Below are 22,791 nucleotides of genomic sequence, written 5' to 3'. Positions count from 1 at the left end.
ATAAATATATCAATTGAACGAAAATGCTGTTTCAGAACGAATAATCTGGGGTGTCAGCCGTTATTTTTTAAATACTTGACAACAGCTATTAAATTTGTAACCAATAAGATAACCTACTTATACATTAACATATAGCCTTTAAAGCTAAACCCAAACACAACCATGAAAAAAGCTAATCTACTTTTAGCCATTCTACTTTTAACAGGTGCCTTTGTAAGCGCACAGCAGTTGCCCCAGTTTACGCAGTATATGTATAATACGATTTCTGTTAACCCAGCATATGCCGGTAGTAGAGAAACGTTAAACGCAACAATTTTGCATAGAAATCAATGGGCAGGTTTAGAAGGTAATCCAAGAACTAGTACCCTATCAATACATTCTCCTATGAAAAATGAGCGTGTAGGTATTGGTGTATCATATATCAATGATAAGTTAGGTTTTGAAAGTACAAATTATTTCTACGGAGATTTCTCTTATACCGTTCCTGTTAACCAAAAAGTTAATATGCGCTTTGGACTTAAAGGTGGTTTCACTAGCTATAACTTAGAAAATCCTGATCCTAATGATCAGTTCTTTAATGCTAATTTCAATAACATAAATCCAAACTTTGGTGCTGGTTTTTATATCGGTTCAAATAGATGGTATGCTGGTGTTTCATCACCTAGAATATTAAATACAGATTTAAACGATGGTGAGTTTGAAGCTATAGAGCGTAATAGTTACTACGCAATTGGTGGTATGGTATTCGACCTTTCTGAAACCACAAAATTCAAGCCTACCGTTATTACAAAATTCACCAACGGTGCCCCGGCAACGTATGATTTTACCATTAACTTTTTATTCAATGAAAAATTTTGGATCGGTACTTCTTACCGTGTAAACGATGCATCGAACTTTGGTGCTATGATGGACTACCAAGTGTCTAGAGATTTTAGAGTTGGTTACGCTTATGATTTACCTACCTCAGCAGTAAGACCTTACACTGGTGGTACACACGAAGTTATTTTAATCTATGAACTTTTCAAAAAGGTGTTAGGGCCTGTTAAGTCACCTAGATATTTCTAATAATTTAAAATCGATAAGATGAAAAATTATAAAAATATTGTAGTAATAATGCTGCTTTTACTAGTAGTTCAATTATCTATTGCACAGGTAGCATCACAAAAAAAGGCTGATTACTATTTCAGTAAATTCTCATACTCTTTAGCGATACCTGAGTATGAACGAATGGTAGAAACAGATTTCAACGCAGAATATGCACATCAGCAATTAGCAGAATGTTATTTACTAATACGCGACTATAAAAAATCTATTCCTCATTTTAGCGCTGTAATAAATAATGCCACCCTACCTACAGATTACTATTTTAAATATGCCATGGCTTTATACGCCAATGGCGATATGGAGGAGTCTGAAATTTGGTTGAAAAAATATAAAAAATACAATAAGAACGATTCTCGTGTTAAGCGATTTTTACAAGACGGTAACCTAGCTTCTGTTGTATTCAACAGTAGACAACGTTACGAAGTTGAACCGGTCGCCTTCAATTCTACCGACAGCGATTTTGGTGTGTATCGATTTATGGGCAACTTGTATTTTGGTTCTTCAAGAAGAGATGCTGTAACAGGTGAAAGTTATGGCTGGAACGATGAGCCTTGGTTAGATCTTTTTGTAGTTCAAGAGGATAATCCACTCTCTGAACCTAAACGCGTAAAAGGAAATATCAATACAAAATATCATGAAAGTTCTGTAGCATTTTCTACGGATTATAAGAATGATACTATCATGTATTTTACTCGAAATAACTTCTATGACAAGAAAGCTGGGTACGGAGTATCTAATGAAATAAATTTAAAAATATACACGGCTAAACTAGTTGATAACAAATGGGAAGAAAATAGTAACCTTAGGGTTAATAGTGACTATTATTCCACCGGGCATCCGTCTGTAAATCTTGCGAGAACACGCATTTATTTTGCATCGGATAGACCTGGTGGTTATGGTGGCACCGATATATACTATGCTGAAATTCATGAACGTGGTGGTGTACAAGAACCTATTAATGCCGGACCTATTGTAAACACGGAAGGCAATGAAATGTTCCCTTTTATAAACGAAGAAGGAAAACTATTCTTTAGTTCTGATGGTCATGTTGGGTTTGGTCAATTAGACGTTTTCTCAACCATTTCTAATGAAGAAGATGAGGTTATTGACATTATAAATTTAGGTACGCCTATCAATAGTTCTAGTGACGATTTTGCGTATTATGGTTTACCAAACGGACTAGACGGCTACGTAAGTTCTAACCGAGAAGGTGGAGTAGGTAGTGATGACATCTATAAATTTAAATTTACACCTGCATTAGATGTTGAAGGTTATGTGGTAGATGGCGTAAACAACCAAATGCTTGATAGTGTTCAAATTAAATTATTTGATCAAGTTACCAATACAATGGTTGCACAGACCACTACAGATGAAAATGGGTACTATAGATTCCCCGTTAATAGAAAAACAAATTATATGATAGAGGCGGTTAGAAAAACCCACCCTCATAAAAACGTTTACTTCAACACGTCAAAAACACCAAAGGCTCAAAAAATAATGAGGCAAGATATTGTTCTTGAACCTGTTATGGATTTAAAATTATTAGCGGGACTTAATAAAATATATTTCGATTTTAATAAAAGTGATATAAGACCAGATGCTGCGAGAGAATTAGATAAAGTAGTTCGTGTTATGAATAACACCTACCCAGATATGATTATTAAGCTAGAAGCACATACCGACCCCGTAGGTAGTCACGAATACAATGATGACCTTTCTGAAAGAAGGGCGAAGTCTACGTATGAGTACCTTATTGAAAACGGCGTATCACAAGATAGAATTGTTTCTTACAAAGGCTTTGGTAAACGTGTACCTATTAATAAATGTACTAGCAAAGAAGATTGTACTGCTGAAGAATTAGAGCTAAACAGAAGAACAGAATTCCCGATTATGCAAATCAAAAAAGGTGTATTGGCATCTAAATAATTTTTTAAGAATACCTCATAAATTCAACAACAACCTTATCGCTTTAAGATAAGACCGGATAACATTTTGTTTTCCAAAAGTTAATTACCAACCAAAAAAAAGTCCTTTACCAATCTGGTAAAGGACTTTTTAATTTTTATAGCTGCTGTAACCTATTCCATAATACCGTCAACGATACCATATTTAATAGACTCTTCTGCATTCATCCAATAATCTCTATCGAAATCCTTCAAAACCTTATCAAAATCTTGACCACAGTTATCTGCTAAAATTTGTGCACTTAACTCTTTGGTCTTTATAATTTCTCTAGCTTGTATTTCAATATTAGAAGCTTGACCTCTTGCACCACCACTTGGTTGGTGAATCATTACCTGTGCATGTGGCTGAATAAATCTTCTTCCCTTTTTACCTACTGATAATAAGATAGAACCCATTGATGCCGCCAAACCTGTACAGATAGTTGAAACCGGACTCTTTAATGCTTTTATAGTATCATACATTGCAAAACCAGAAGTAACATAACCACCCGGACTATTAATATATAATTGAATTTCTTTATCGCTCTGCATATCTAGATATAACAACCTGTCAATTACATGTTTTGCAGAATCGTCATCAACCATACCCCAAAGAAAGACTTTTCTTTCCTCCAGCATTTTCTCATCTATGGCTTCCTGAATTTTTCCTTTTTTAGCACTCATATTTTAAGTTTATTTATCTCTAACAAAATTAATGAATTAATTCATAAACATACGTAGCAATAACATTTTGAATTATTACCATATCTGTTCTTTATAAATGAAAAACGTTAATTTTCGATTAGGATTGTTCTTCTACCGTAACTGTTTTCTCTACTACCTTTTTAATAGGAATAACAACCTTACCAGATTTCGTTTTCAGTATCATTGAAATATTATCAATACCGATTACTGTACCCTGTAAATCTCCTATTTTAACCTTATCCCCTACCTCATAAATCTTTCTTGAGTAGAATGTTCTTAATAGGTCACCTACAATCTCTCTAGACCCTAAGCCCAATGCCAATGCGATTGCCAATAAGAATGCACCTAGTACAATTGTAAAGTTATTAGTGATAATCTGTGTATCTATACCTGCTTGGTTCAATGCAGTAATACTTACAAATATGATAATTAGATAGAATAAAACATTACCTAAAAGTTTACCACCACTAAGACCAATCGAATCAAATACTTTTACAATAGTTTCTTTTATGGTTTTTGCTAAAAACAGCCCAATCATAAAAATGATCATTGCCGACAATAATATTGGCAAGTATCTTAATAGGTTTGCAATTTCGGTCGATATAATGGTTAAGCCCATAATATCTGAGGCAACAATTATAAATACTAACCACAATAATACCTTGATAAAAGTGACAATGATTTTTGGTAAATCTATTTTTATATCGGCATCTCCAAATAATTTTGCTTCATTAATTTTTTCAGAAGCTTTATCTAATTTGATTGCTTTAAATATTCGTTTTAAAACAAAAGTGACCACCTTAATGATGATCCAACCAAAAATAATAACGATGAATGCTCCGAAAATTCCCGGTAATGCAGAGGCAATATCTTTGAAAATATTACTTAACGATTGGAAGGTGAGGTCTTTCCACTTATCAACTGTATCCATATAACTTATTCTACTTTAATTTTATTTGCTTTTAGATTTCGTCTGTAACATACCTTCTATTATCGAGGCAAAACTACCTGTAAACAGTCCCGATAACTCCATAATCAATTTAGCCGTAGCAACGTCGTCCATAACTTTTTTACGTAGTTCTGGCGGAACGTCTTTTAGGTCCCCGTCTAAATTCTTAAATGGATTTTGGTTCTGTTCTAACATTAATTTAGGGTTTTATACATTTCAGTAACCTTGGCTTTTGCCCTTTTCAGTCTCATCTTAATAGCGCTTGCTTTAAGTTCTAATATATCTTCTAGTTCTTTTATTGATGCTCCATCTTGATATTTCAATAACAATATCGATTTATCTTCAGGTGCTATAAGCTCCAAGGCTTTCTTAAGTTTATCGACTTGCATTTCTAGTAACAAATTATCTGTTACCTCTACCGGTACATCTTCATGTGTTTCAAACTTAACTGAATTATCATTTATTTTTCTCTCCTTATTTCTATTTACATAATTAACACAGAAATTATAGGTAAACGAATATAACCAGGTAGAAAATTTTGAATTTCCTTTAAACGAACCCAATTTTACATAAAGCATTAGAAAAATATCTTGGGTCAAGTCTTCTGCCTCTTTATTAGACTTAGCAAAACCCAAACACTTATTGTAAACCAATTTCGAGTACCTATCATAGAGCACACCAAAGAGCATAGAGTCATTGTTAGCAACAATGCGTTCTACTAACTCTAAATCGGTATATTCTTCGTTTTTACCACTAGAAACCGTTTTCTCATTGAATTGGTTTCCAATAATAATAAAACATAGCTTTTTAAGAAATGTCACTTTGATAGATGGTTTACAAAAAATAAAAGTAGGTTAAAGATACTGTAATTGATATATTTACTTGAAAATCTGCTGAAAATGAAAAAAATAATTATTCTTTCCATTCTTATATCAAGTGTTTTTACAGCATGTAAAACCGACCAAAAAAAGCCTAAAATTGCTGTTGCCGAAGATACGCAATTGACAGTTCTTGAAAAAATCGCAAATGCAAACGGATTTGGAAACTGGAAAGATGTACAAAGTATCAAATTTACCTTTAATGTAGACCGTGAAGATGAGCACTTTGAACGTACTTGGCTATGGAAAACATCGTCTAACGAAGTTACCATGATGACCAGACAAGATACTATTACCTATAACAGAAAAGCAGTAGATAGTACTATGATGGCAACCGATGGCGGATTTGTGAATGATAAATTCTGGCTACTAGCTCCTTACCAATTGGTATGGGATCAAAAAAGTTTTACTTATAAACATACCGAAGGTGTAGAAGCTCCGATCAGTAAAGCTACCATGCATAAATTGACCACGGTATATTCAAACGATGGCGGTTATACGCCCGGTGATGCCTACGATTATTATTTTGGTGATGATTTTATCATCAAAGAATGGGTATACCGAAAAGAAAATCAGTCAGAACCTAATATGACTACAACTTGGGAAAACTATAAAATGCTAAATGGATTGAACATTAGCATGATGCATAAAAGACCAGATGCTGATTTCTCTCTTTTCTTTACAGGTGTAGAGGTGAAATAATTCGGTACGGAGTTTGATATTATTCACAAACGACTAACCAATTATGAAACTCTCCCTATTCACATTACTCCTTTTTTCTTTTTTTGGCTATGCCCAATACAGCACCAGCGCTATTGTTTTGGATAGTGCGGACAATTCTCCTTTAGAATTTGTCGGTATTTACAATAGTAAAGATCATACAATGACGAATGCTGATGGGCGTTTTCAGTTTACCTCAACTATAGATTCTGTTGTTATTTACAGACCTGGGTATCAAACAATCAAAGCTAGTTTTAACCACTTAAAAGACACGATATTTCTAGAAAAGAGCATTTTAGAATTAGATGAGGTAGTGGTTACAAATCAAAAATCAATTCTACAAGAAGTATATGAATCGCTGAACTCAAACTACAGCTCTGAACCCTATAAAGAGAAATTTATGCTCCGCGCAATAAATAAGTATAATGGCGAGATGCATAGAATTGAAGATATAACCGGCAAACTATCTATCAAAAACATGTTTAAGGATGATTCTACCAAAGAATCAAAAAAAGACTTTCTTGTCGAATTGACCAATATGAGAAAATTAGGTCTAAAAAATGATGCCAAAGATATCTATCTAATTTTTCCGTCATTGAAATCAATTTACAACTCGCTTACTGATATTAAAATAACCGAATCTAAATATGATATTTCTGAAAACGAATTTAATAATGGTGAAAATATAAAAGTCGAGTTTTCTAAACTCTCTGACTCAACAGAAATTACAGGATATTATATTTTAGAAACTAACAATCTGGCAATCACAGAATTTAAGTGTGAAATCTTAAATAAATTAGGGCATTTTAATACTAATAAATCTGCACTTTACAGAACCAACTATACAAAACAGCACGTTTTTTTTAAAAAAGATAGAAACAAAAACCTTTACCATGTTACTTCTGGAAGTATAGATTTTAATGTTATAATTACAGATAAAGAGAAATCATATCAGGCAAATCACAGCCTAAATCTTGTATTAATGACCTCAGATAATTTTGGAAAATTTCAAGTTACTAAGAATGCAAATGTTACCAAAGACCTTTTTAAATTAGACTACCCGTACAATCCTAACTATTGGGATGTACAAAATCAATTGCTACTAACTGATGAAATGACAGCCTTCATTGAAAAAGTACAAGACCCACAAAACGATTTCAAAGTTAGTAGTAATCTCAAGAATTAAGATAAAGCCCAAGATTAGAATGTTCATTTCCCTCTTTTCATACAAGAGCTGATGTCGGGTAAATTGGTACGGAGTTTGATATTGTTCACAAACAACTAACCAATTATGAAATTTCCACTTTTCACAATACTCCTTTTTTCTTTTTTTAGCTATGCCCAAAATAGCACTAGTGCTATTGTATTGGATCGTGCCGACAATTCTCCATTAGAATTTGTTGGTATTTACAATAGTAAAAACCATACGATGACCAATGCTGATGGAAGGTTTCAGTTCTCTTCTAGCTCAGATTCTATTATCGTTTACAGAGTTGGCTATGATAAACTTATAACCACTTCTCAAAAAGTAAAGGACACCATCTACCTCAACAAAAGTGTATTAGAATTAAACGAAGTCACCGTTACTAACGAAAAAACGCTATGGCAAAAGGTTGGGGATTCTGTGAGATCAAACTACCCTATTTATCCTTATAAAGAGAAATTTTTGTTAAGAGGCGTACTACGGTATAATGGTGAAATTACCCGTATTCAAGACTTACAAGGAAAGTTGGAAAGGAGAACACTTCTATACACTAAAGAGATAGATCCCGATAAAAAAGACTTTAAAGTAGAGTTGACTAATATGCGTAAAGTTGGTCTTGTAAAAGATGAAAAACAAGTGTATTTCATCTTCGAAACTTTTTACCAACTATTCATGAACTTCACTCCGATGAATGCAACAGGAGATGCTTTTGATTTGACCGAATCAACTTTTAACAATGGCAAAAAAATAAATCTAAGTTTTCACACCAAGCCTGAGTTTGACAATGAAAAAGTTGTTGGTTACTATATAATTAACAATGAAGACCACGCCATAGAGCGAATTTTAATGGAAATTGATTTTAAGAACAATCCATACAAGGAAGATGGTAAAACTAGATACAGAACTGTCTCAGTAAAAAAAGAAATGTCACTTAATAAATCATTGAACACTAATAAATACTACATATCGTCAGCAAAATATGACGTCAAGGTTGAATTGACCGATGAGCAAAATTCATATACCTCATACTACGATGTTTCTTTTATTCTAACTACTTCAGATAATGAAGGCGATTTTGAGGTAAAGAAAAATGTGAGTACCTCAAAAGATTTATTTAAAATAAACTACCCTTACGACCAGAGTTACTGGAATGCACAAAACCAATTGCTATTAACTGATGAGATGTTAGATTTTATTGAAAAAATACAAGATCCCAACAGCGAATTTAAAATCAAGAGCAATATTAAAAATTAGGAAAAACTAAGCCGTTTTTCGTTTTAACAAAAGTGTAAATAGTAGTATGAGAAATGCACAAACAAGCAATACCACAAAGCTTCTAGTTAAACTGTAATTTTCCGCTAAAAAACCCAAAATCGGTGGCGCACATAAAAACCCCGCATAACCCGTACCTGCTATAAATGCAATGCCTTTAGAGGATTCAATTCCTTTTACATTCCCTCCTATTCTAAAAACTTCAGGCACCATTACAGAAAAACCCAATCCGTTCAAAGTGAAACCTATAATACTTAAAGTAATGTCAGCTGAAAGCACTAAAAAATAACCTAGTATCGCAAAAACAGCTCCCAAAGTCACTATTTTAACCGAACCTATTTTATCGCTGATACCATCACCTAAAAATCTACCTAAAGTCATGGTAATTTGAAAACCCAAAAATCCGATTCCCCATAAAGCTTCCGGAGCTAAGGCTACTTCCTTAAGATACAATCCGCTCCAATCCACTATAGCTCCTTCGCTACCCATTGCTATAAATGAAATAAGACCTAGCAACAATAGTGGCTTTAAAAGCCCTAAGCTAAATGGTTCGTTTTCAATTTCCTCTGCTATTTCTGAAAAATATTGACTCCTAAATTTCAAATTGACCAATACTACCAACAAGACGGCAAGTGACATGTGTAATACCGGATTTGATAACGGACCAATTAAAAAACTACCCAAACCTGCCAATACTCCGCCAAGACTAAAAAAACCATGTGAAGCTGCCATAAACTTTACTTTGTCTTTTTTTTCGATCTCGGTTACCAAAGTATTCATAGCGATATCGGTAATACCGTTTGCCGCTCCAAAAAGAAATAATGCCACCATCAACACATAATAATTAGACGCTAATAACGGCAACATAGCCGCAGTACAGCTCATCATTACGCCGTAAAAAGTGACCTTACCTACTCCAAATTTATTGACAATACCAGAAGCAAATGGAAAAACGGTAAATACCCCTAATGCCAAGAAGAATATGGCTATACCTAATTCAGATTTACTGATTTCCAAAGCATCTTTTACCGCAGGTATATAGATTGCCCATGTACCAAATAGAATATTGATACTAGCGAAAACCCAAGAAGGACCGAAGTATCTAGCATTCCCTAAAATTAATCGTAATGATTTCATCTAGAATTGGTTGTTGGTTGTTGGTTGTTGGTTGTTGGTTGTTGGTTGTTGGTTGTTGGTTGTTGGTTAAAATTCAAAAAATACCTTTCTATTTTCTATTTTCTATTCTCTAAATTCTACAAAATTTTAACTTGCAAGTACCCCTGCTTTTAAAATTTGCCCAAAACGGTACATATCTTCATAGGTAGAATAAAAAGGTGCCGGTGCCAAACGAATTACGTTTGGTTCTCGCCAATCAGTTACTACTCCGTTTTCCATTAAATAATTGAACAGAGATTTTCCTTGTCCGTGTAAGAAGACCGACAACTGACAACCTCTATCTTCGGGAGTGATAATTTCAAAAGTACTATCTACTTCTTTATCTATTTCATGTAGAATATACTCCAAGTACGAAACAATTAACTTTCTTTTTTCTATCAACTTTTGCATGCCCACTTCTTCAAACATGGTCAATGATGCTAGATATGGTGCAACAGATAAAATAGGCACATTACTTATTTGCCAGGCATCTGCATTTTCCATGGGTTCGAATTCTGGCTTCATAAGAAAACGAGTTTCCTTCTTCGTTCCCCACCAACCTTCAAACCTTTGAATATCCTTTTTATTCAAATGTTTTTTATTTACGAAAATTCCAGATGCATTCCCCGGACCACTATTCATGTACTTATAACTACACCAAGACGCAAAATCGGCATCCCATTCATGTAGTTTCAATTCAACATTACCTACTGCGTGAGCTAAATCCCAACCAACGTTGGCTCCCACGGCTTTTCCAGCTTTTGTAATGGTTTCCATATCCATCACCTGACCGTTGTAATAATTTACGCCACCTATTAAAACAAGTGCCAACTCATCACCTAACTCTTCAATTTTCTCAAGTATATCTTCAGTTCTCCAATGATGCTCCCCATCACGCTTTTTAATTTCAATAATCGTTTCATCCGGATCAAGACCATGAAAGCGAACCTGACTTTGAAACATATACTGATCGCTAGGAAAAGCCTTTTCTTCACACAGAATCTTAAACCTATTTTTTGTAGGGTTGTAAAAAGAAACCATTAATAAATGAAGGTTTACGGTCAAGGTATTCATCACCGATACTTCTTCTGGTAATGCACCAACAACTTTTGCCAAAGGTGCTGCTAATCGTTCATGATAATCCCACCAAGGTTTTTCAGCATAAAAATGACCTTCTACAGCTAATTCTCCCCAATCTTTCATCACCTCATCAACGAAAGCTTTGGTTCGTTTTGGTTGCAGACCTAAAGAGTTCCCTGTAAAATAGATAACTTCTTCCCCTTTGATTTTAGGAAAAATGAACTCATCTCTATATGCTTTTAAGTTGTCTTGCGCATCTAACGACTGTGCAAACGCCAACGTATTTTTAAATTCCATAACTAGTTTTATATAAAAGTAATCATAAGCCTATAATTCTATAGACTCTATTCAATAAATGGGTACTACAATTCTGTTCTTAAACGCATTTCTATCATATGCCTTTTAAATCCTTTTTTCTCGTAAGCTCTTATGGCAGGATCGTTTTCATCATATACATGCAATCGTATTTCAATTAAACCTGCGTTTGTACACCAATCTTGTAAAGCACTTACAATTTTACCATTTATACCCTTACCTCTATATTCTGGATCGGTGTACATAAAACCTAAGTAAGCAAAAGTCTTATGATCTAGATAAGGTCTAGCCGGTTTTTCTAAGGCATAACCGGTCGCTACAATTTTATCTCCGTCACAAGCAACCATAACAATAGCTCTAGGATTTTCCATCAATGCGTCTAAATCATAATAATTAACCCCGCTACTTCTAATTGTTGGGTCCATCGGGCGTTCTGCCTTCACTACTTCCTGCTCATGCTGCAACAAAACGGGTATATCACTTTTTACCGCTTCTCTAATCGTAATTTCATTATTCATCGCTGTACTCTTTTCAATCCTTTAAATTAAGGCTTAAAACCCTATTTTTGCAAAAAGAAACGCATGCATTTTCTATCACCTCTTTTAGAAAGCTATTTAGCCGATAATTCACAAGCTGAACCTAAATTATTACAGGAGCTTACGCGAGAAACGCACTTGAAGGTCATACAACCACGTATGCTTACAGGGCATTTTCAAGGTCGTGTTTTGAGCTTGCTTTCTAAATTGATGAATCCCACCAATATTCTTGAAATTGGCACTTACACTGGGTATTCTGCTTTATGTCTTGCAGAAGGGTTACCGAAAAATGGACAATTACACACTATAGATGTCAATGCAGAGCTAGAACAAATTCAACGTTCCTTTTTTGATCGAAGTGATTATGGTTCTCAAATTGTTCAGCACGCGGGCAATGCACTAGATATTATCCCAAAAATGGATATTACTTTCGACCTTATTTTTATTGATGCAGAAAAAAAACAATATGATAAATATCTAGAGGCTGTACTACCTAAAACCAAATCTGGTTCTGTAATACTTTCCGACAATGTATTGTGGTCTGGTAAAGTGGTTGAGCCCTTAGACCCTAAAGATGTTACTACTAAAGTGTTGTTAGACTACAACAAGAAACTCAGTGAGCATCCGCTTTTAGAAACGGTACTACTACCTATACGCGATGGTTTAACTTTAAGTAGGGTGAAATAAGTACCCAATATAATCTATAGAACAACCAAGCCGACACAATACCTACCAAGGCACCAACTATTAAATCTATAGGAAAATGCACCCCTACGTATACTCTACTCATCGCAAATAAAATAGGCCAGATATAAAACAGGTAGACCCATTTAAATTTCCGTCTTAAAAAAAGAACTGTTAAGGTTATTACTGAAAAGGAGGATGAAGCGTGACCTGAGAAAAAACTGAAGCCTGATGGACTTCTTAATATTCGAATCAACGTATTTAATTCTTCGTCATTGTTTGGTCTTAATCTGGCAACTACATTTTTGGTTAAATCTGTTAATGTACCTACAAATACAACCATGACCAACAAAGTCAAAATCATAGCTATAGCTTCTCGTTTTGAAAACTTTACAAAGAATAAAATTATAATAAATGCGAATAAAGGAAGCCAAGGTGGAAATTTGGTAACTGTAGACCAAAATATATCATACTGCTCAATACCAAGACTGTTAAGATAGACAAAGGCATCTCGATCCCATTGTAAAATCTTATCTAACATAGAATAGAAGATTACTTTCTCTTGATACTGCCGGTTACATCATTGATGTTCTTGCTAACGTCACTAATTTGCTTCTTGACGTCATTACCCAAGCCAGAACTGATATCTTTTTTCATGTCATCGATATCTTTTTTGATATCGGTAACAAAGCTTGTATCAATACCCTGCTTGTCAGCACTCTTTTGAATTTCTTGTTTAATATCTTCGGTCGCATCTTTAAGTTGACGCATACCTTTACCCAACCCCTTAGCAATATCAGGAATTTTGTCGGCACCAAAAACCATCACTACGATAAACATAATGAAGAAAATTTCTGCGCCACTAATAAATAATGAATACATAGCAATCATACTACAAATATAAACAAGTTTAGTATCGAAATTAAAAAAGCCCCGTATAACTACGAGGCTTTTTTCAATAATTATTTTGTTAATTATTCTCCTTTAATTCCATCCTTCATTTTATCAAAATCGCTCTCTTGCTCTTTCTTCGGCCAGCTATTGTTTGTAGTATCAATATCTGCCGTTTCCATTTTAGGATCGATGTTTACACCTTTTAACTCAGAAGTAGATGAAATTACCATACTTACCTCTTTGCTATTCTTTCTCCATATTTCTGGAGGATAGGTTACATTCTCTACTGAACCATCTGCATATGTATATTCTACAATCAATGGCATTGGTAAACCACCCGGACTGTTATATGTTACTTCGTAAAAATACTTTGGCTCTTTAACCGCTGCTCTTTCTGCTGCAGTCATGTTATCCATCATAAACTCTTTTAAAGTTTTAGACGTTTCTGACGGTAAATTATCCTTTAATTCAGGAGCTACCATATTTGCATCATCGAACTCCTCTAAGTAAACCATTGGTCTTAAATTAGATTCTGGAATACCACGTTCAGCCAAATAAGCTTTCATTTTTTTATTAGGCTTGTCGCTAACATAATATTTCTTGATATCCTTTACGGCCATATCTACATAATCAGTAGTATAGAACCAACCTCTCCAGTACCAATCTAAATCTACAGCAGAAGCATCTTCCATTGTTCTAAAGAAATCTTCTGGGGTTGGGTGCTTAAACTTCCAACGGTGAGAATACGTTTTAAAAGCATGGTCAAACAACTCACGCCCCATTACTGTTTCTCTCAAAATATTTAAAGCTGTTGCCGGTTTACCATATGCATTGGGACCTAATTGAAATACATTTTCTGGATTAGACATAATTGGAGAAATTGTACTTTGATCTCCGCTCATGTAAGGTACGATCTTCGCAGGATCACCTCTTCTAGATGGGTACTTATCATTTGGTGCTATTGCAGTTGGGTATGCTTCACCGAATTCTTGTTCTGCCATAAACTGCATAAAAGTATCTAAACCTTCATCCATCCATCCCCACTGACGTTCGTCTGAGTTTACGATCATTGGAAAAAAGTTATGACCTACTTCATGAATAATTACACTGATCATTCCGTATTTAGTTCTGTCAGAGTAGCTACCATCTTTATTTGGTCTACCATAGTTCCAACAGATCATTGGGTACTCCATACCTTGCTGCTTAGCATGTACAGATATTGCTTTAGGGTAAGGGTAGTCAAAAGTATGCGACGAGTAAGACTTTAAAGTATGTGCAACCGCTTTAGTAGAATACTCTTCCCATAATGGGTTACCTTCTTTAGGGTACATAGATACAGCCATGATATCTCTGTTACCTAATTTAACGGCTTGCATGTCCCAAATGAACTTTCTAGATGTTGCAAAACCGAAATCACGAACATTTTCCGCCTTAAGCTTCCATGTTTTTGTTTTCTCTGAAAATCCTTTTTCAGCTGCTTCAGCTTCTGCCTGCGTTACAATGATAACAGGTTTGTCATACGACTTTTTCGCCTGCTCATAACGACTCATCATTGCTTTAGTATATACTTCTTTTCTGTTCTGAAGTACACCTGTACCGTCTAAGATATGATCTGCAGGTACCGTAATATTCACTTCATAGTCACCAAATGGCAATGCAAATTCGCCATTACCCCAAAACTGGTGGTTCTGCCATCCTTCTACATCATTATAAACTGCCATTCTTGGAAAAAACTGCGCTATTACATACGCTCTGTTTCCGTCTTCTTCAAAAAACTCATATCCAGATCTAGCTCTATTTACTGTATGATCAGGTATGTTATAATTCCACTTTATATCAAAAGAATACTTATCTCCACTTTTAAGCGGCGTAGGTAAATCTACACGCATCATCGTGAAATTCACTGTAAATGGTAATGCTTTACCTGAATTATCTTTTACGTAATCGATATTAAAACCACCATCAAAAGACTCAGTCATGTAATTACCAACAAATTTCTCAGGTGAATCGCCAAGAGAAACTCCGCTTCCATTCTTTAAGGCTGCTTTTGAATCTTTTGTTCTAACATTCTGATCTAACTGCACCCATAAGTACTCTAAATCATCTGGCGAATTATTAGTATACGTAATGGTTTCTGTACCGAATATTTTGGCATCTTTATCATCTAAACGAATATCCATTACATAATCTGCCTGCTGCTGATAATAATCAGGACCAGGAGCACCCGAAGCCGACCTGTAGGTATTTGGCGTAGCGAACTCTTCATATAATTGTTTAAACTTACTCTGGTTGGTGTGCCCAGCTTCCTTTTCTTTGGTAACCGCCTCTTGTGCAAAAGTTACAGCGGCAAAAAGGAATAAAATAGACGCGAATGCGTACTTTACTCTTATCATTTCTTAGTTATTTAGTGTGGGAAAATTAAAGTTTTTATAGGGATATCTTAATCTTTGTTACAAATTTAACATTCCTTTAATACGTGATTTTACGAGTACATGGCTCTTTTTCTTTCCATTTACCTTCATGTGCACCACATTCTGCTGATCATCATATATATCTGTCAGCACCTCATTGGTTATGCCAATTTGCTTTAAAGTTTCAAGCGGAATATTTGGCACTTCTAAGTAACAAATGACCATATCTGAATCGTATTTATGACCTATGAAATCATACTTTACTGTTTCGCCATTTATCTCTACCAAGAATTTAGTACGTAAGTATCTTTCTAAATACTCCTTATCAACAGATGATTCTTTGTCTGTACCCAATGACGAAGCAAATTCATACCTTTCTTTTAGTACCGCATTCATATCATCAATAAAAACACGTGTAATTATCTGTACAGCTTGATCTTTTTCTGAGTAATCAACGTTGGTTACACTGATGTAAAATTTATGAGCTGCCGTAAATGCAAAAAGGGGAAGTATTAACAACAAGAATGCTGTTCTAATAAGTTTCATATTGTATTGTTTAATAGCATCTTTACAAACCATATGCCAAAGATAAGATGCTTAATCTAAAGCGTTATTTTCTCTGTATAGTAAACTTTTCTGTCGCAGATACTCCCAAATCTCTAATTCGCTATGGGTATCTACTATCTGTTGAAATCTTGGATCTACTTCGCAGTAATATAGAAAATCGTCTATTTTATCTTCAGGTATCGATAGTTGCTTTACATAAACACTATCCTCATAAAAGTCCCTTACGCGTTCTGTACGATCATAAAGTTTATTTCGCTCTACCCGTTTCTTCAACATTTTGGTACGGCCCGAAATTGCATTTATTAAGGGATCAAAACTCATAATTGGGTTTCCGGTGGCCGCTTCAAGCTCTCTCTCTGCTTTGGTCGGTATTTTTACATATGCATTGGGCAGCCCCAAAGTAGATGCAGTAACTATGGGATCTAAATCTAAAGTTGGCAGATCAGCCAACAAATTACCACTAAGATTATATGGTGTTACGGTAACTTCATCTAATTCTGTCAAAGCATCTTCTAACCCTACGGAAATCAACTTACTTTCAAAAATTGCCGTGCTGACCACTACAATTTTCTTTTTGTATTGAATAGCAGAAAATTCTAAGGTATCTAAAACACTTACAGGTATTGAAAAATACCCGTATTCATCTGCAATAGTAGCTCTTTGAGAAGTTAAGTTCAATACATGTGTCGCGGCAACGTCACCGTCATCGCTATACACTCTACCTTCTAATCTTTTAGAATCACCTATTTGTGCAAATACGAATGCACTAGAAAAAAGAAAAAATAGTAGGAGTCTACTCCTCATTTAAATCTTTAAGAAATGTCTTACTGTGATTTACTAAAGAGTCGATCAACTGAAATTCATTTTCCTTTTTCAACAAAGATCTCGTTGGCATTTGATCATCACAATAGAATAAGAACTCATTTATTTTATCTTGAGGTATTTGCAAATCTACTACGAAGAAAGAATCGTCATATACTTGACGTAGTACTTCGCTAACTTTTAATTTAGGCCCTTCTTCAGCCTTCTCATCTTGCGCTTTAAATATGGCCCTAAAAATATTTACAAAATTTAATCCGTCTTGCATTCCTTTCTCTGAATCAGACATGGCTATATTATCTACCTCTGTGCCACGATCAATTTCGTATTCATATTCCTTAAATTCTTGGTTCTTTACTGCTAAAAAACGTTCTTGCTGTTCTGGGGTAATTACTACCTCGTCTAACTCCGTCACTTTTTCGTTGACCTCTACCACCAAACGATTGTTGGCTAAAATTTCTTCGGTAATCGTAACCACTTTAATATTGTAGTTAACGGCGGAAAAAGCAATTTGGTCACCCACCTTTACATTAATTCGAAACAAACCTTGATCATTGGTTATCGTAGCATGTTCAGCAGTGACATTGATCACATTTTCATTGGGTACACCAATATTCATATAGATTACCGAACCGCTTAAAGGTCGTCTGGTATCATCTTGCGAAAAGCCTGATATTGTTGTAAATAATACGAGTAAAAAAAGTATTTTTTTGGTCATTTAGTGTTTATTAAAACTGATAATACCCTAAGCGTAGGGCTATCAAAAGATAAAGAAAAGATTTGTAATCTTCATAAAAAAAAACCCGCCAATAAATTTTTGTTAATTTCTTCATAGCAGATAATAATTACCGGGGCTAATAAAACCCTAAATTCGATATAAAAACTACCCCGTTCAACGACATTAGATGTTCTTTAACCCATTACCCTATTATTTCAACTTATAAATAAAGCGGATTAAGAAGATAATTCTATTTTTGTTTATCACTATTTTCTCGTCTTAAGACACTAAGTATGAAAGCAATAATTTTCTTTATTTTATTTACAGTACTAGCAGCACCTACCGCATTCGCACAAATTAAAATAGGAGACAACCCACAAAACATTGATGCTTCATCGGTTTTAGAACTTGAAAGCACCTCTAAAGTATTGGTAATAACCCGTGTAACCACTTTAGAGATGGAGGCTATTACTCCGCAACGTGGTGGTATGGTCTACAATACCGATACCGAGTGTATTAATTATTTCGACGGTACACAATGGGTTAATTTATGCGACGCCGTAAACTTTTCTATCACCAATGACCCTATTATAAATGGTAGAAGTACTATTGAAATTACCGAAGCTGTAGGAAATATTAATTTAGAAGTTGCCAAGAACAGTATTTTGGGCGATAATATTATTGATGGTGGTATAGGACCAGATGATATTCAAGATAATTCAATTACCCAAGACAAACTAGCAGCCGAATCTGTAGGTTCTAGTGAATTGAGACAAAACTCAGTTGGATCAGAAGAAATTAGAGATGCCAGTATTGCACCGGCAGATATGGCAAATTTTGTACCAGGTCAAGTATTGACTACAGATGAAAACGGAATTGTACAATGGGAAGACTCTGACGGACTTTTCGATCTAACGTTCAATAAATTAGATACTACACTAACAATTGCTAGATCTACCATTGCCGGAGTTTCTACTATTAGCTTAGGTGCCTTAATAGGTTCTGATGATCAGCAATTAGATCTTACAAATAATATTCTTAGTATTGAGAATGACCCGAATACAATTGATTTATCTACTTATTTTCAAACCTTAAGTATTGACCCTGCCACAAACGAAATTGCATTAAGTAATGGTAATACAATATCATTACCTGCGGCGGCAGTAGAGGTTGATGGTATTGTTGGAAATGAAATTTTAGATGTTACGGACGCTACTCTTGTTCGTAATGGCGATGGCACAAACGCCAACCCATATACAATTGATGTTGAAGTAGGTGGCATAGACACTGCAGAATTAGCTAACAATTCTGTCACAACCGGAAAAATAGCAAATAATGCTGTTAGAACGGCAGATATTTTAAACGGCACCATATTGCCTGTGGATATTGCACCGTCTGATGCTGCACCAGCAAATACACAAATTTTAACAACAAGTACAACTGGGGTCGTGGCATGGGTAGACATACCCGCCGGAACAGTCGATACAGATGAGCAACAATTATCTATAGTAGGAAACCGTATTTCGTTAACCGATGGTGGCTTTGTAGATATACCAGAAGGAAATCTAAGTTTAGACGATGGATTCATTTTCGTTGGTAACGCCGCAAGCGAGCCAACACCTGTTGCCGTAGGTGGTGATGTTACCATGAATAATATTGGTCAATTCGCCATTGAAGATGAAGCAGTAACGCCTATAAAAATTGAACCTGCAACTGGCGTATTGACGGAAGACCAAGTTTTAATCACAACTGTTGCCGGAGTTGTCGAATGGGCAGATTTCCCTACTGGTGGTGGTGGTGGTACCGACCAAGATGCTAGCGAAGTTGACTACGATAATACAACTTCTGGCTTGACAGCCACTACAACACAGGCTGCTATTGATGAATTAGTTGATAACGGACTTGTGGATACTGATGAACAAGATGCTAGCGAAGTACCTTACGATGGCACTGCTTCAGGTCTAACAGCAACCACTACGCAAGCTGCACTTGATGAACTTGCAGGAATAACAGAAATTGATGGAATTATCGGAAACGAGGTTACAGCTGCAACGGATGCAACTCTAGAACTTTCAGGAACAGGAACATCAGCAGACCCTTTGACATTAGACGTTGCTGCACTTGGAATTGACACAGACGAACTTGCAGCTGGAGCGGTGACTTTGCCTAAATTGGCAGATGGAACGGCAGCCGGACAACTTCTTCAATGGGACGGGACTGAATGGGTATATATTCAAGAAGCAGATATCACAGCAACAGTTACAGAAATTGATGGAATTGTCGGTAACGAAGTTTCTGCTGTAGCTGACGCAACTCTTGAACTTACGGGAACAGGAACTAATGCAGACCCATTAACTTTGGACGTATCCGCATTGGGAATCGATACAGCTGAACTTGCCGCAGGTGCAGTAACATTACCTAAAATGGCAGATGGAACGGCAGCTGGGCAACTTCTACAATGGGATGGGACTGATTGGGTTTATATTTTAGAGGCTGATATTACCGCTACAGTTACAGAAATTGATGGAATTGTCGGAAACGAAGTTTCAGCTGTAGCTGACGCAACTCTTTTACTTACTGGGACAGGGACTAATGCCGACCCATTAACTTTGGACGTATCCGCATTAGGAATCAATACAGCTGAACTTGCGGCAGAAGCTGTTACACCAGAAAAAATAGAACCTAGTGCAACCACAGGTCAATTTCTTGCTACTAACGGAACAAACGTAGAATGGCAAGACCTAACTAACCCAGCAAATACAGGATCAATATTATTTTCAGATGGTGTTGGAGGAATAGCAGAAAACAATGATGATTTAAATTGGGATGGAAGTAGAATGGGTATCGGCGTATCAACACCAACTGCTCAACTCCAAGTTGCTAATCAAATTAGAGCGGGATCTTTTTCAGGACCTGCCAATGGTGGATCAGAAGATTTACCTACCTATCGATTTAACAGCGTAACTAAAAATGATGGTATGTTTCAACCAAATGAGGATGAACTAGCATTTTCAACTGGAGGAAACGAAGCCTTAAGAATTATAGACAATGGAAATGTCGGAATAGGTTTAATTGCACCAACCTCAAAACTACACGTTGCTGGAGATATTAGAGCAGAAGGAGAGATTTTCGCTACAGCAATTAATATAGTGCCAGACTACGTTTTCCAAAAATACTTTTTAGGAAGTTCCATTTTAAACCCTAACTATGAGTTTAATGATTTAGCTGAAATAGAAGCGTTTGTAAAAGAAAACAATCACTTGCCAGGTATACAATCTGCACAAGCAGTAAAAGAGCAAGGTTTTTGGAATGTGAGTGAATCTTCTAGAGTAAACCTAGAAAAAATAGAAGAACTATTTTTGCACACCATTGAGCAAGAAAAGAAAATTAAAGAATTACAAAGTGCCAATACTAACATGAGTACAGAATTAGAGGCTTTAAAAGCTCAAATGGCAGAGATTAAAATCATGTTATTAGAAAAGCAGAACGACTAATGAAAAAATACATACACATACTTTTCTTTCTATTTGCGGCAACTATTTCTGCCCAAACAGCATTATACAATAACGGCAACTTACGTATTCATGAAGGTGGGCAAATTGGTTTTCATACCAACCTTATTAATGAATCGCCATTAGATAATAATCTTGGTTTGGCAGGTTTTTATGGATCTGAGCTATTGACCGTTTCGGGCAATGTTACTCCGCAGTTCTATGATATGGAAATTGCTTTAGAGAACAATATGCAGCTGAACCTTGGTATGGATAATACCAATAACACCAATTTTATTTTTGGTAGCATCCTCACCCCTACAGCGCAACCAGATATTTTCTACAATTTCGTAGATAATTCATTCTACAGTGGCGAAAATGACTTTAGTAAAGTTGATGGGTATGCAGCAATTACCAATCAACAAAATTTTGGTTTCCCAGTTGGTGATGTGCAGTATTTAAGACCATTGATCATAAATTCTGAAAGCGTAAACTTATTTGCTAAATGTGCCTATTATTTTGAAAATCCGAATAATGCACCAACTCCTTTAGATAGTTATAACACGGCAACAACTGCCCTAGATGTTGAATCGGTAAATACATTTGAATTCTGGAGATTAGAAGGTTCTATACCTTCTACCGTAACCCTAAGTTGGAATATACGTAGTAGCATAGAAAGTTTAACCGATAACGTTGATGAAGTGATACCTGTTGGGTGGAGCAAAGCCTCTCAAAGTTGGGTGAATTTAATCGGTAGTGTTCCTGTAGGTACTTTAACCGAAGGGTTTGTAACTACAGAATCTTTTACCCCAGACGATTACGAAGTTATAACACTGGGCTCGTCTGAAAGTCCGTTCGAACCGTTATCTAGAGATGTGCTTTTTATAGATAATTTCTTTGTTTCTGTAAATGGCGATGGTATTAATGACAATTTTTACATTGAAGAATTAGAAGAATACGACAGTAACTTTCTTCAAATCTACGATCGCTACGGACTAAAAGTATTCGAAAAGACAGATTACTTAAATGATTTTGTAGGATTCTCTAATCTAGACAATGTACCATTTGGAGAAGCGGAAGGTCTACCTACAGGTGTTTATTTTTATACCATTTACATTCCTGAAGACGATTTAAATTATCAAGGTTTCTTATACTTGACTAGATAGACAATTCAGCTATTTATTTGTTTCCGCATTAATCATCTTGAAAGAAATATCTTACCTTAAAATCAACTTCTTACATATTTATATTCTTTAATACTCAGATTAAACGCATATTTCAACGTTGTAATCAAAGGTTTATAGGGTTTCCCAACATATTCCCCTAGGTTCACAACATATTATATT

The 22,791-nt window shown here is 35.4% G+C and carries 21 protein-coding genes; 8 read left to right on the top strand and 13 right to left on the bottom strand.

The genetic code is table 11. From position 1 onward, the window contains the following. Positions 1–162: 162 nt before the first annotated feature. Both ACJJVT_RS01065 and ACJJVT_RS01060 read left to right on the top strand, forming a co-directional pair. Positions 163–1,065, top strand: a complete 903-nt coding sequence (locus ACJJVT_RS01065; protein WP_405395734.1) for a type IX secretion system membrane protein PorP/SprF — start codon at positions 163–165, stop codon at positions 1,063–1,065. 18 nt (positions 1,066–1,083) lie between these two features. Continuing rightward, the gene (locus ACJJVT_RS01060) at positions 1,084–3,030 is read left to right on the top strand and encodes an OmpA family protein (RefSeq protein ID WP_405395733.1); all 1,947 of its coding nucleotides are present in this window, start codon (positions 1,084–1,086) and stop codon (positions 3,028–3,030) included. 152 nt (positions 3,031–3,182) lie between these two features. Here the strand turns inward: ACJJVT_RS01060 and ACJJVT_RS01055 are convergent, their stop codons facing one another. The 4 genes from ACJJVT_RS01055 to ACJJVT_RS01040 all read right to left on the bottom strand — a co-directional run bounded on the left by ACJJVT_RS01055 (position 3,183) and on the right by ACJJVT_RS01040 (position 5,522). Next, a complete protein-coding gene (locus ACJJVT_RS01055) occupies positions 3,183–3,731 on the bottom strand; it encodes a ClpP family protease (RefSeq protein WP_073247218.1) in 549 nt (182 codons plus the stop codon). A 118-nt stretch (positions 3,732–3,849) separates the two neighbouring features. Further along, positions 3,850–4,683, bottom strand: a complete 834-nt coding sequence (locus ACJJVT_RS01050; RefSeq protein WP_405395731.1) for a mechanosensitive ion channel family protein — start codon at positions 4,681–4,683, stop codon at positions 3,850–3,852. Between the two features lie 21 nt (positions 4,684–4,704). Beyond that, the gene (locus ACJJVT_RS01045) at positions 4,705–4,896 is read right to left on the bottom strand and encodes a hypothetical protein (protein WP_405395730.1); all 192 of its coding nucleotides are present in this window, start codon (positions 4,894–4,896) and stop codon (positions 4,705–4,707) included. After that, positions 4,896–5,522: an RNA polymerase sigma factor gene (locus tag ACJJVT_RS01040; protein ID WP_405395727.1), complete on the bottom strand. Its 627-nt coding sequence runs from the start codon at positions 5,520–5,522 to the stop codon at positions 4,896–4,898. The genes ACJJVT_RS01045 and ACJJVT_RS01040 overlap by 1 nt, the downstream gene beginning before the upstream one ends. Before the next feature lie 78 nt (positions 5,523–5,600). Between ACJJVT_RS01040 and ACJJVT_RS01035 the strand changes: the two genes are divergently transcribed. The 3 genes from ACJJVT_RS01035 (at position 5,601) to ACJJVT_RS01025 (ending at position 8,757) form a co-directional block, all read left to right on the top strand. Then, complete coding sequence (locus tag ACJJVT_RS01035) at positions 5,601–6,281, top strand: hypothetical protein (RefSeq protein WP_405395726.1); 681 nt, start codon at positions 5,601–5,603, stop codon at positions 6,279–6,281. 43 nt (positions 6,282–6,324) lie between these two features. Beyond that, complete coding sequence (locus tag ACJJVT_RS01030) at positions 6,325–7,485, top strand: hypothetical protein (protein ID WP_405395723.1); 1,161 nt, start codon at positions 6,325–6,327, stop codon at positions 7,483–7,485. Between the two features lie 105 nt (positions 7,486–7,590). Further along, complete coding sequence (locus ACJJVT_RS01025; RefSeq protein ID WP_405395720.1) at positions 7,591–8,757, top strand: hypothetical protein; 1,167 nt, start codon at positions 7,591–7,593, stop codon at positions 8,755–8,757. Between the two features lie 6 nt (positions 8,758–8,763). Here the strand turns inward: ACJJVT_RS01025 and ACJJVT_RS01020 are convergent, their stop codons facing one another. From ACJJVT_RS01020 to ACJJVT_RS01010, 3 genes are all read right to left on the bottom strand, one after another. Further along, positions 8,764–9,912, bottom strand: coding sequence for an MFS transporter (locus ACJJVT_RS01020; protein WP_405395719.1), 1,149 nt, complete (start codon positions 9,910–9,912; stop codon positions 8,764–8,766). A gap of 126 nt (positions 9,913–10,038) precedes the next feature. Next, a complete protein-coding gene (gene kynU, locus ACJJVT_RS01015; protein WP_405395717.1) occupies positions 10,039–11,307 on the bottom strand; it encodes a kynureninase in 1,269 nt (422 codons plus the stop codon). 65 nt (positions 11,308–11,372) lie between these two features. Further along, positions 11,373–11,843, bottom strand: coding sequence for a GNAT family N-acetyltransferase (locus ACJJVT_RS01010; RefSeq protein ID WP_405395715.1), 471 nt, complete (start codon positions 11,841–11,843; stop codon positions 11,373–11,375). 63 nt (positions 11,844–11,906) lie between these two features. Between ACJJVT_RS01010 and ACJJVT_RS01005 the strand changes: the two genes are divergently transcribed. Then, positions 11,907–12,548 carry an O-methyltransferase gene (locus tag ACJJVT_RS01005; protein WP_405395712.1) on the top strand — a complete coding sequence of 214 codons (642 nt, stop codon included), beginning with the start codon at positions 11,907–11,909 and terminating at the stop codon, positions 12,546–12,548. Here the strand turns inward: ACJJVT_RS01005 and ACJJVT_RS01000 are convergent. The 6 genes from ACJJVT_RS01000 to ACJJVT_RS00975 all read right to left on the bottom strand — a co-directional run bounded on the left by ACJJVT_RS01000 (position 12,511) and on the right by ACJJVT_RS00975 (position 17,954). Next, positions 12,511–13,086, bottom strand: coding sequence for a phosphatase PAP2 family protein (locus ACJJVT_RS01000; protein WP_299801340.1), 576 nt, complete (start codon positions 13,084–13,086; stop codon positions 12,511–12,513). The genes ACJJVT_RS01005 and ACJJVT_RS01000 overlap by 38 nt on opposite strands. An 11-nt stretch (positions 13,087–13,097) precedes the next feature. Beyond that, positions 13,098–13,427 carry a twin-arginine translocase TatA/TatE family subunit gene (locus tag ACJJVT_RS00995; RefSeq protein ID WP_231500576.1) on the bottom strand — a complete coding sequence of 110 codons (330 nt, stop codon included), beginning with the start codon at positions 13,425–13,427 and terminating at the stop codon, positions 13,098–13,100. 92 nt (positions 13,428–13,519) lie between these two features. Continuing rightward, positions 13,520–15,832: a M1 family metallopeptidase gene (locus tag ACJJVT_RS00990; RefSeq protein WP_405395709.1), complete on the bottom strand. Its 2,313-nt coding sequence runs from the start codon at positions 15,830–15,832 to the stop codon at positions 13,520–13,522. Positions 15,833–15,889: 57 nt separating this feature from the next. Beyond that, positions 15,890–16,396, bottom strand: a complete 507-nt coding sequence (locus tag ACJJVT_RS00985) for a DUF6702 family protein (RefSeq protein ID WP_405395707.1) — start codon at positions 16,394–16,396, stop codon at positions 15,890–15,892. Positions 16,397–16,447: 51 nt separating this feature from the next. Next, positions 16,448–17,221, bottom strand: coding sequence for a hypothetical protein (locus tag ACJJVT_RS00980; RefSeq protein ID WP_405395706.1), 774 nt, complete (start codon positions 17,219–17,221; stop codon positions 16,448–16,450). Then, complete coding sequence (locus ACJJVT_RS00975) at positions 17,211–17,954, bottom strand: hypothetical protein (RefSeq protein ID WP_405395704.1); 744 nt, start codon at positions 17,952–17,954, stop codon at positions 17,211–17,213. The genes ACJJVT_RS00980 and ACJJVT_RS00975 overlap by 11 nt, the downstream gene beginning before the upstream one ends. 293 nt (positions 17,955–18,247) lie before the next feature. Between ACJJVT_RS00975 and ACJJVT_RS00970 the strand changes: the two genes are divergently transcribed. After that, a complete protein-coding gene (locus ACJJVT_RS00970) occupies positions 18,248–21,448 on the top strand; it encodes a hypothetical protein (RefSeq protein ID WP_405395702.1) in 3,201 nt (1,066 codons plus the stop codon). After that, a complete protein-coding gene (locus ACJJVT_RS00965) occupies positions 21,448–22,611 on the top strand; it encodes a gliding motility-associated C-terminal domain-containing protein (protein ID WP_405395700.1) in 1,164 nt (387 codons plus the stop codon). The genes ACJJVT_RS00970 and ACJJVT_RS00965 overlap by 1 nt, the downstream gene beginning before the upstream one ends. Positions 22,612–22,791: the final 180 nt, after the last annotated feature.

The sequence above is a fragment of the Maribacter sp. Asnod2-G09 genome (assembly GCF_045063795.1).
Taxonomy (GTDB): Bacteria; Bacteroidota; Bacteroidia; order Flavobacteriales; family Flavobacteriaceae; genus Maribacter.
Note: the sequence above shows the minus strand (reverse complement) of the source record. Positions and strands in the feature narration are given on the sequence as shown.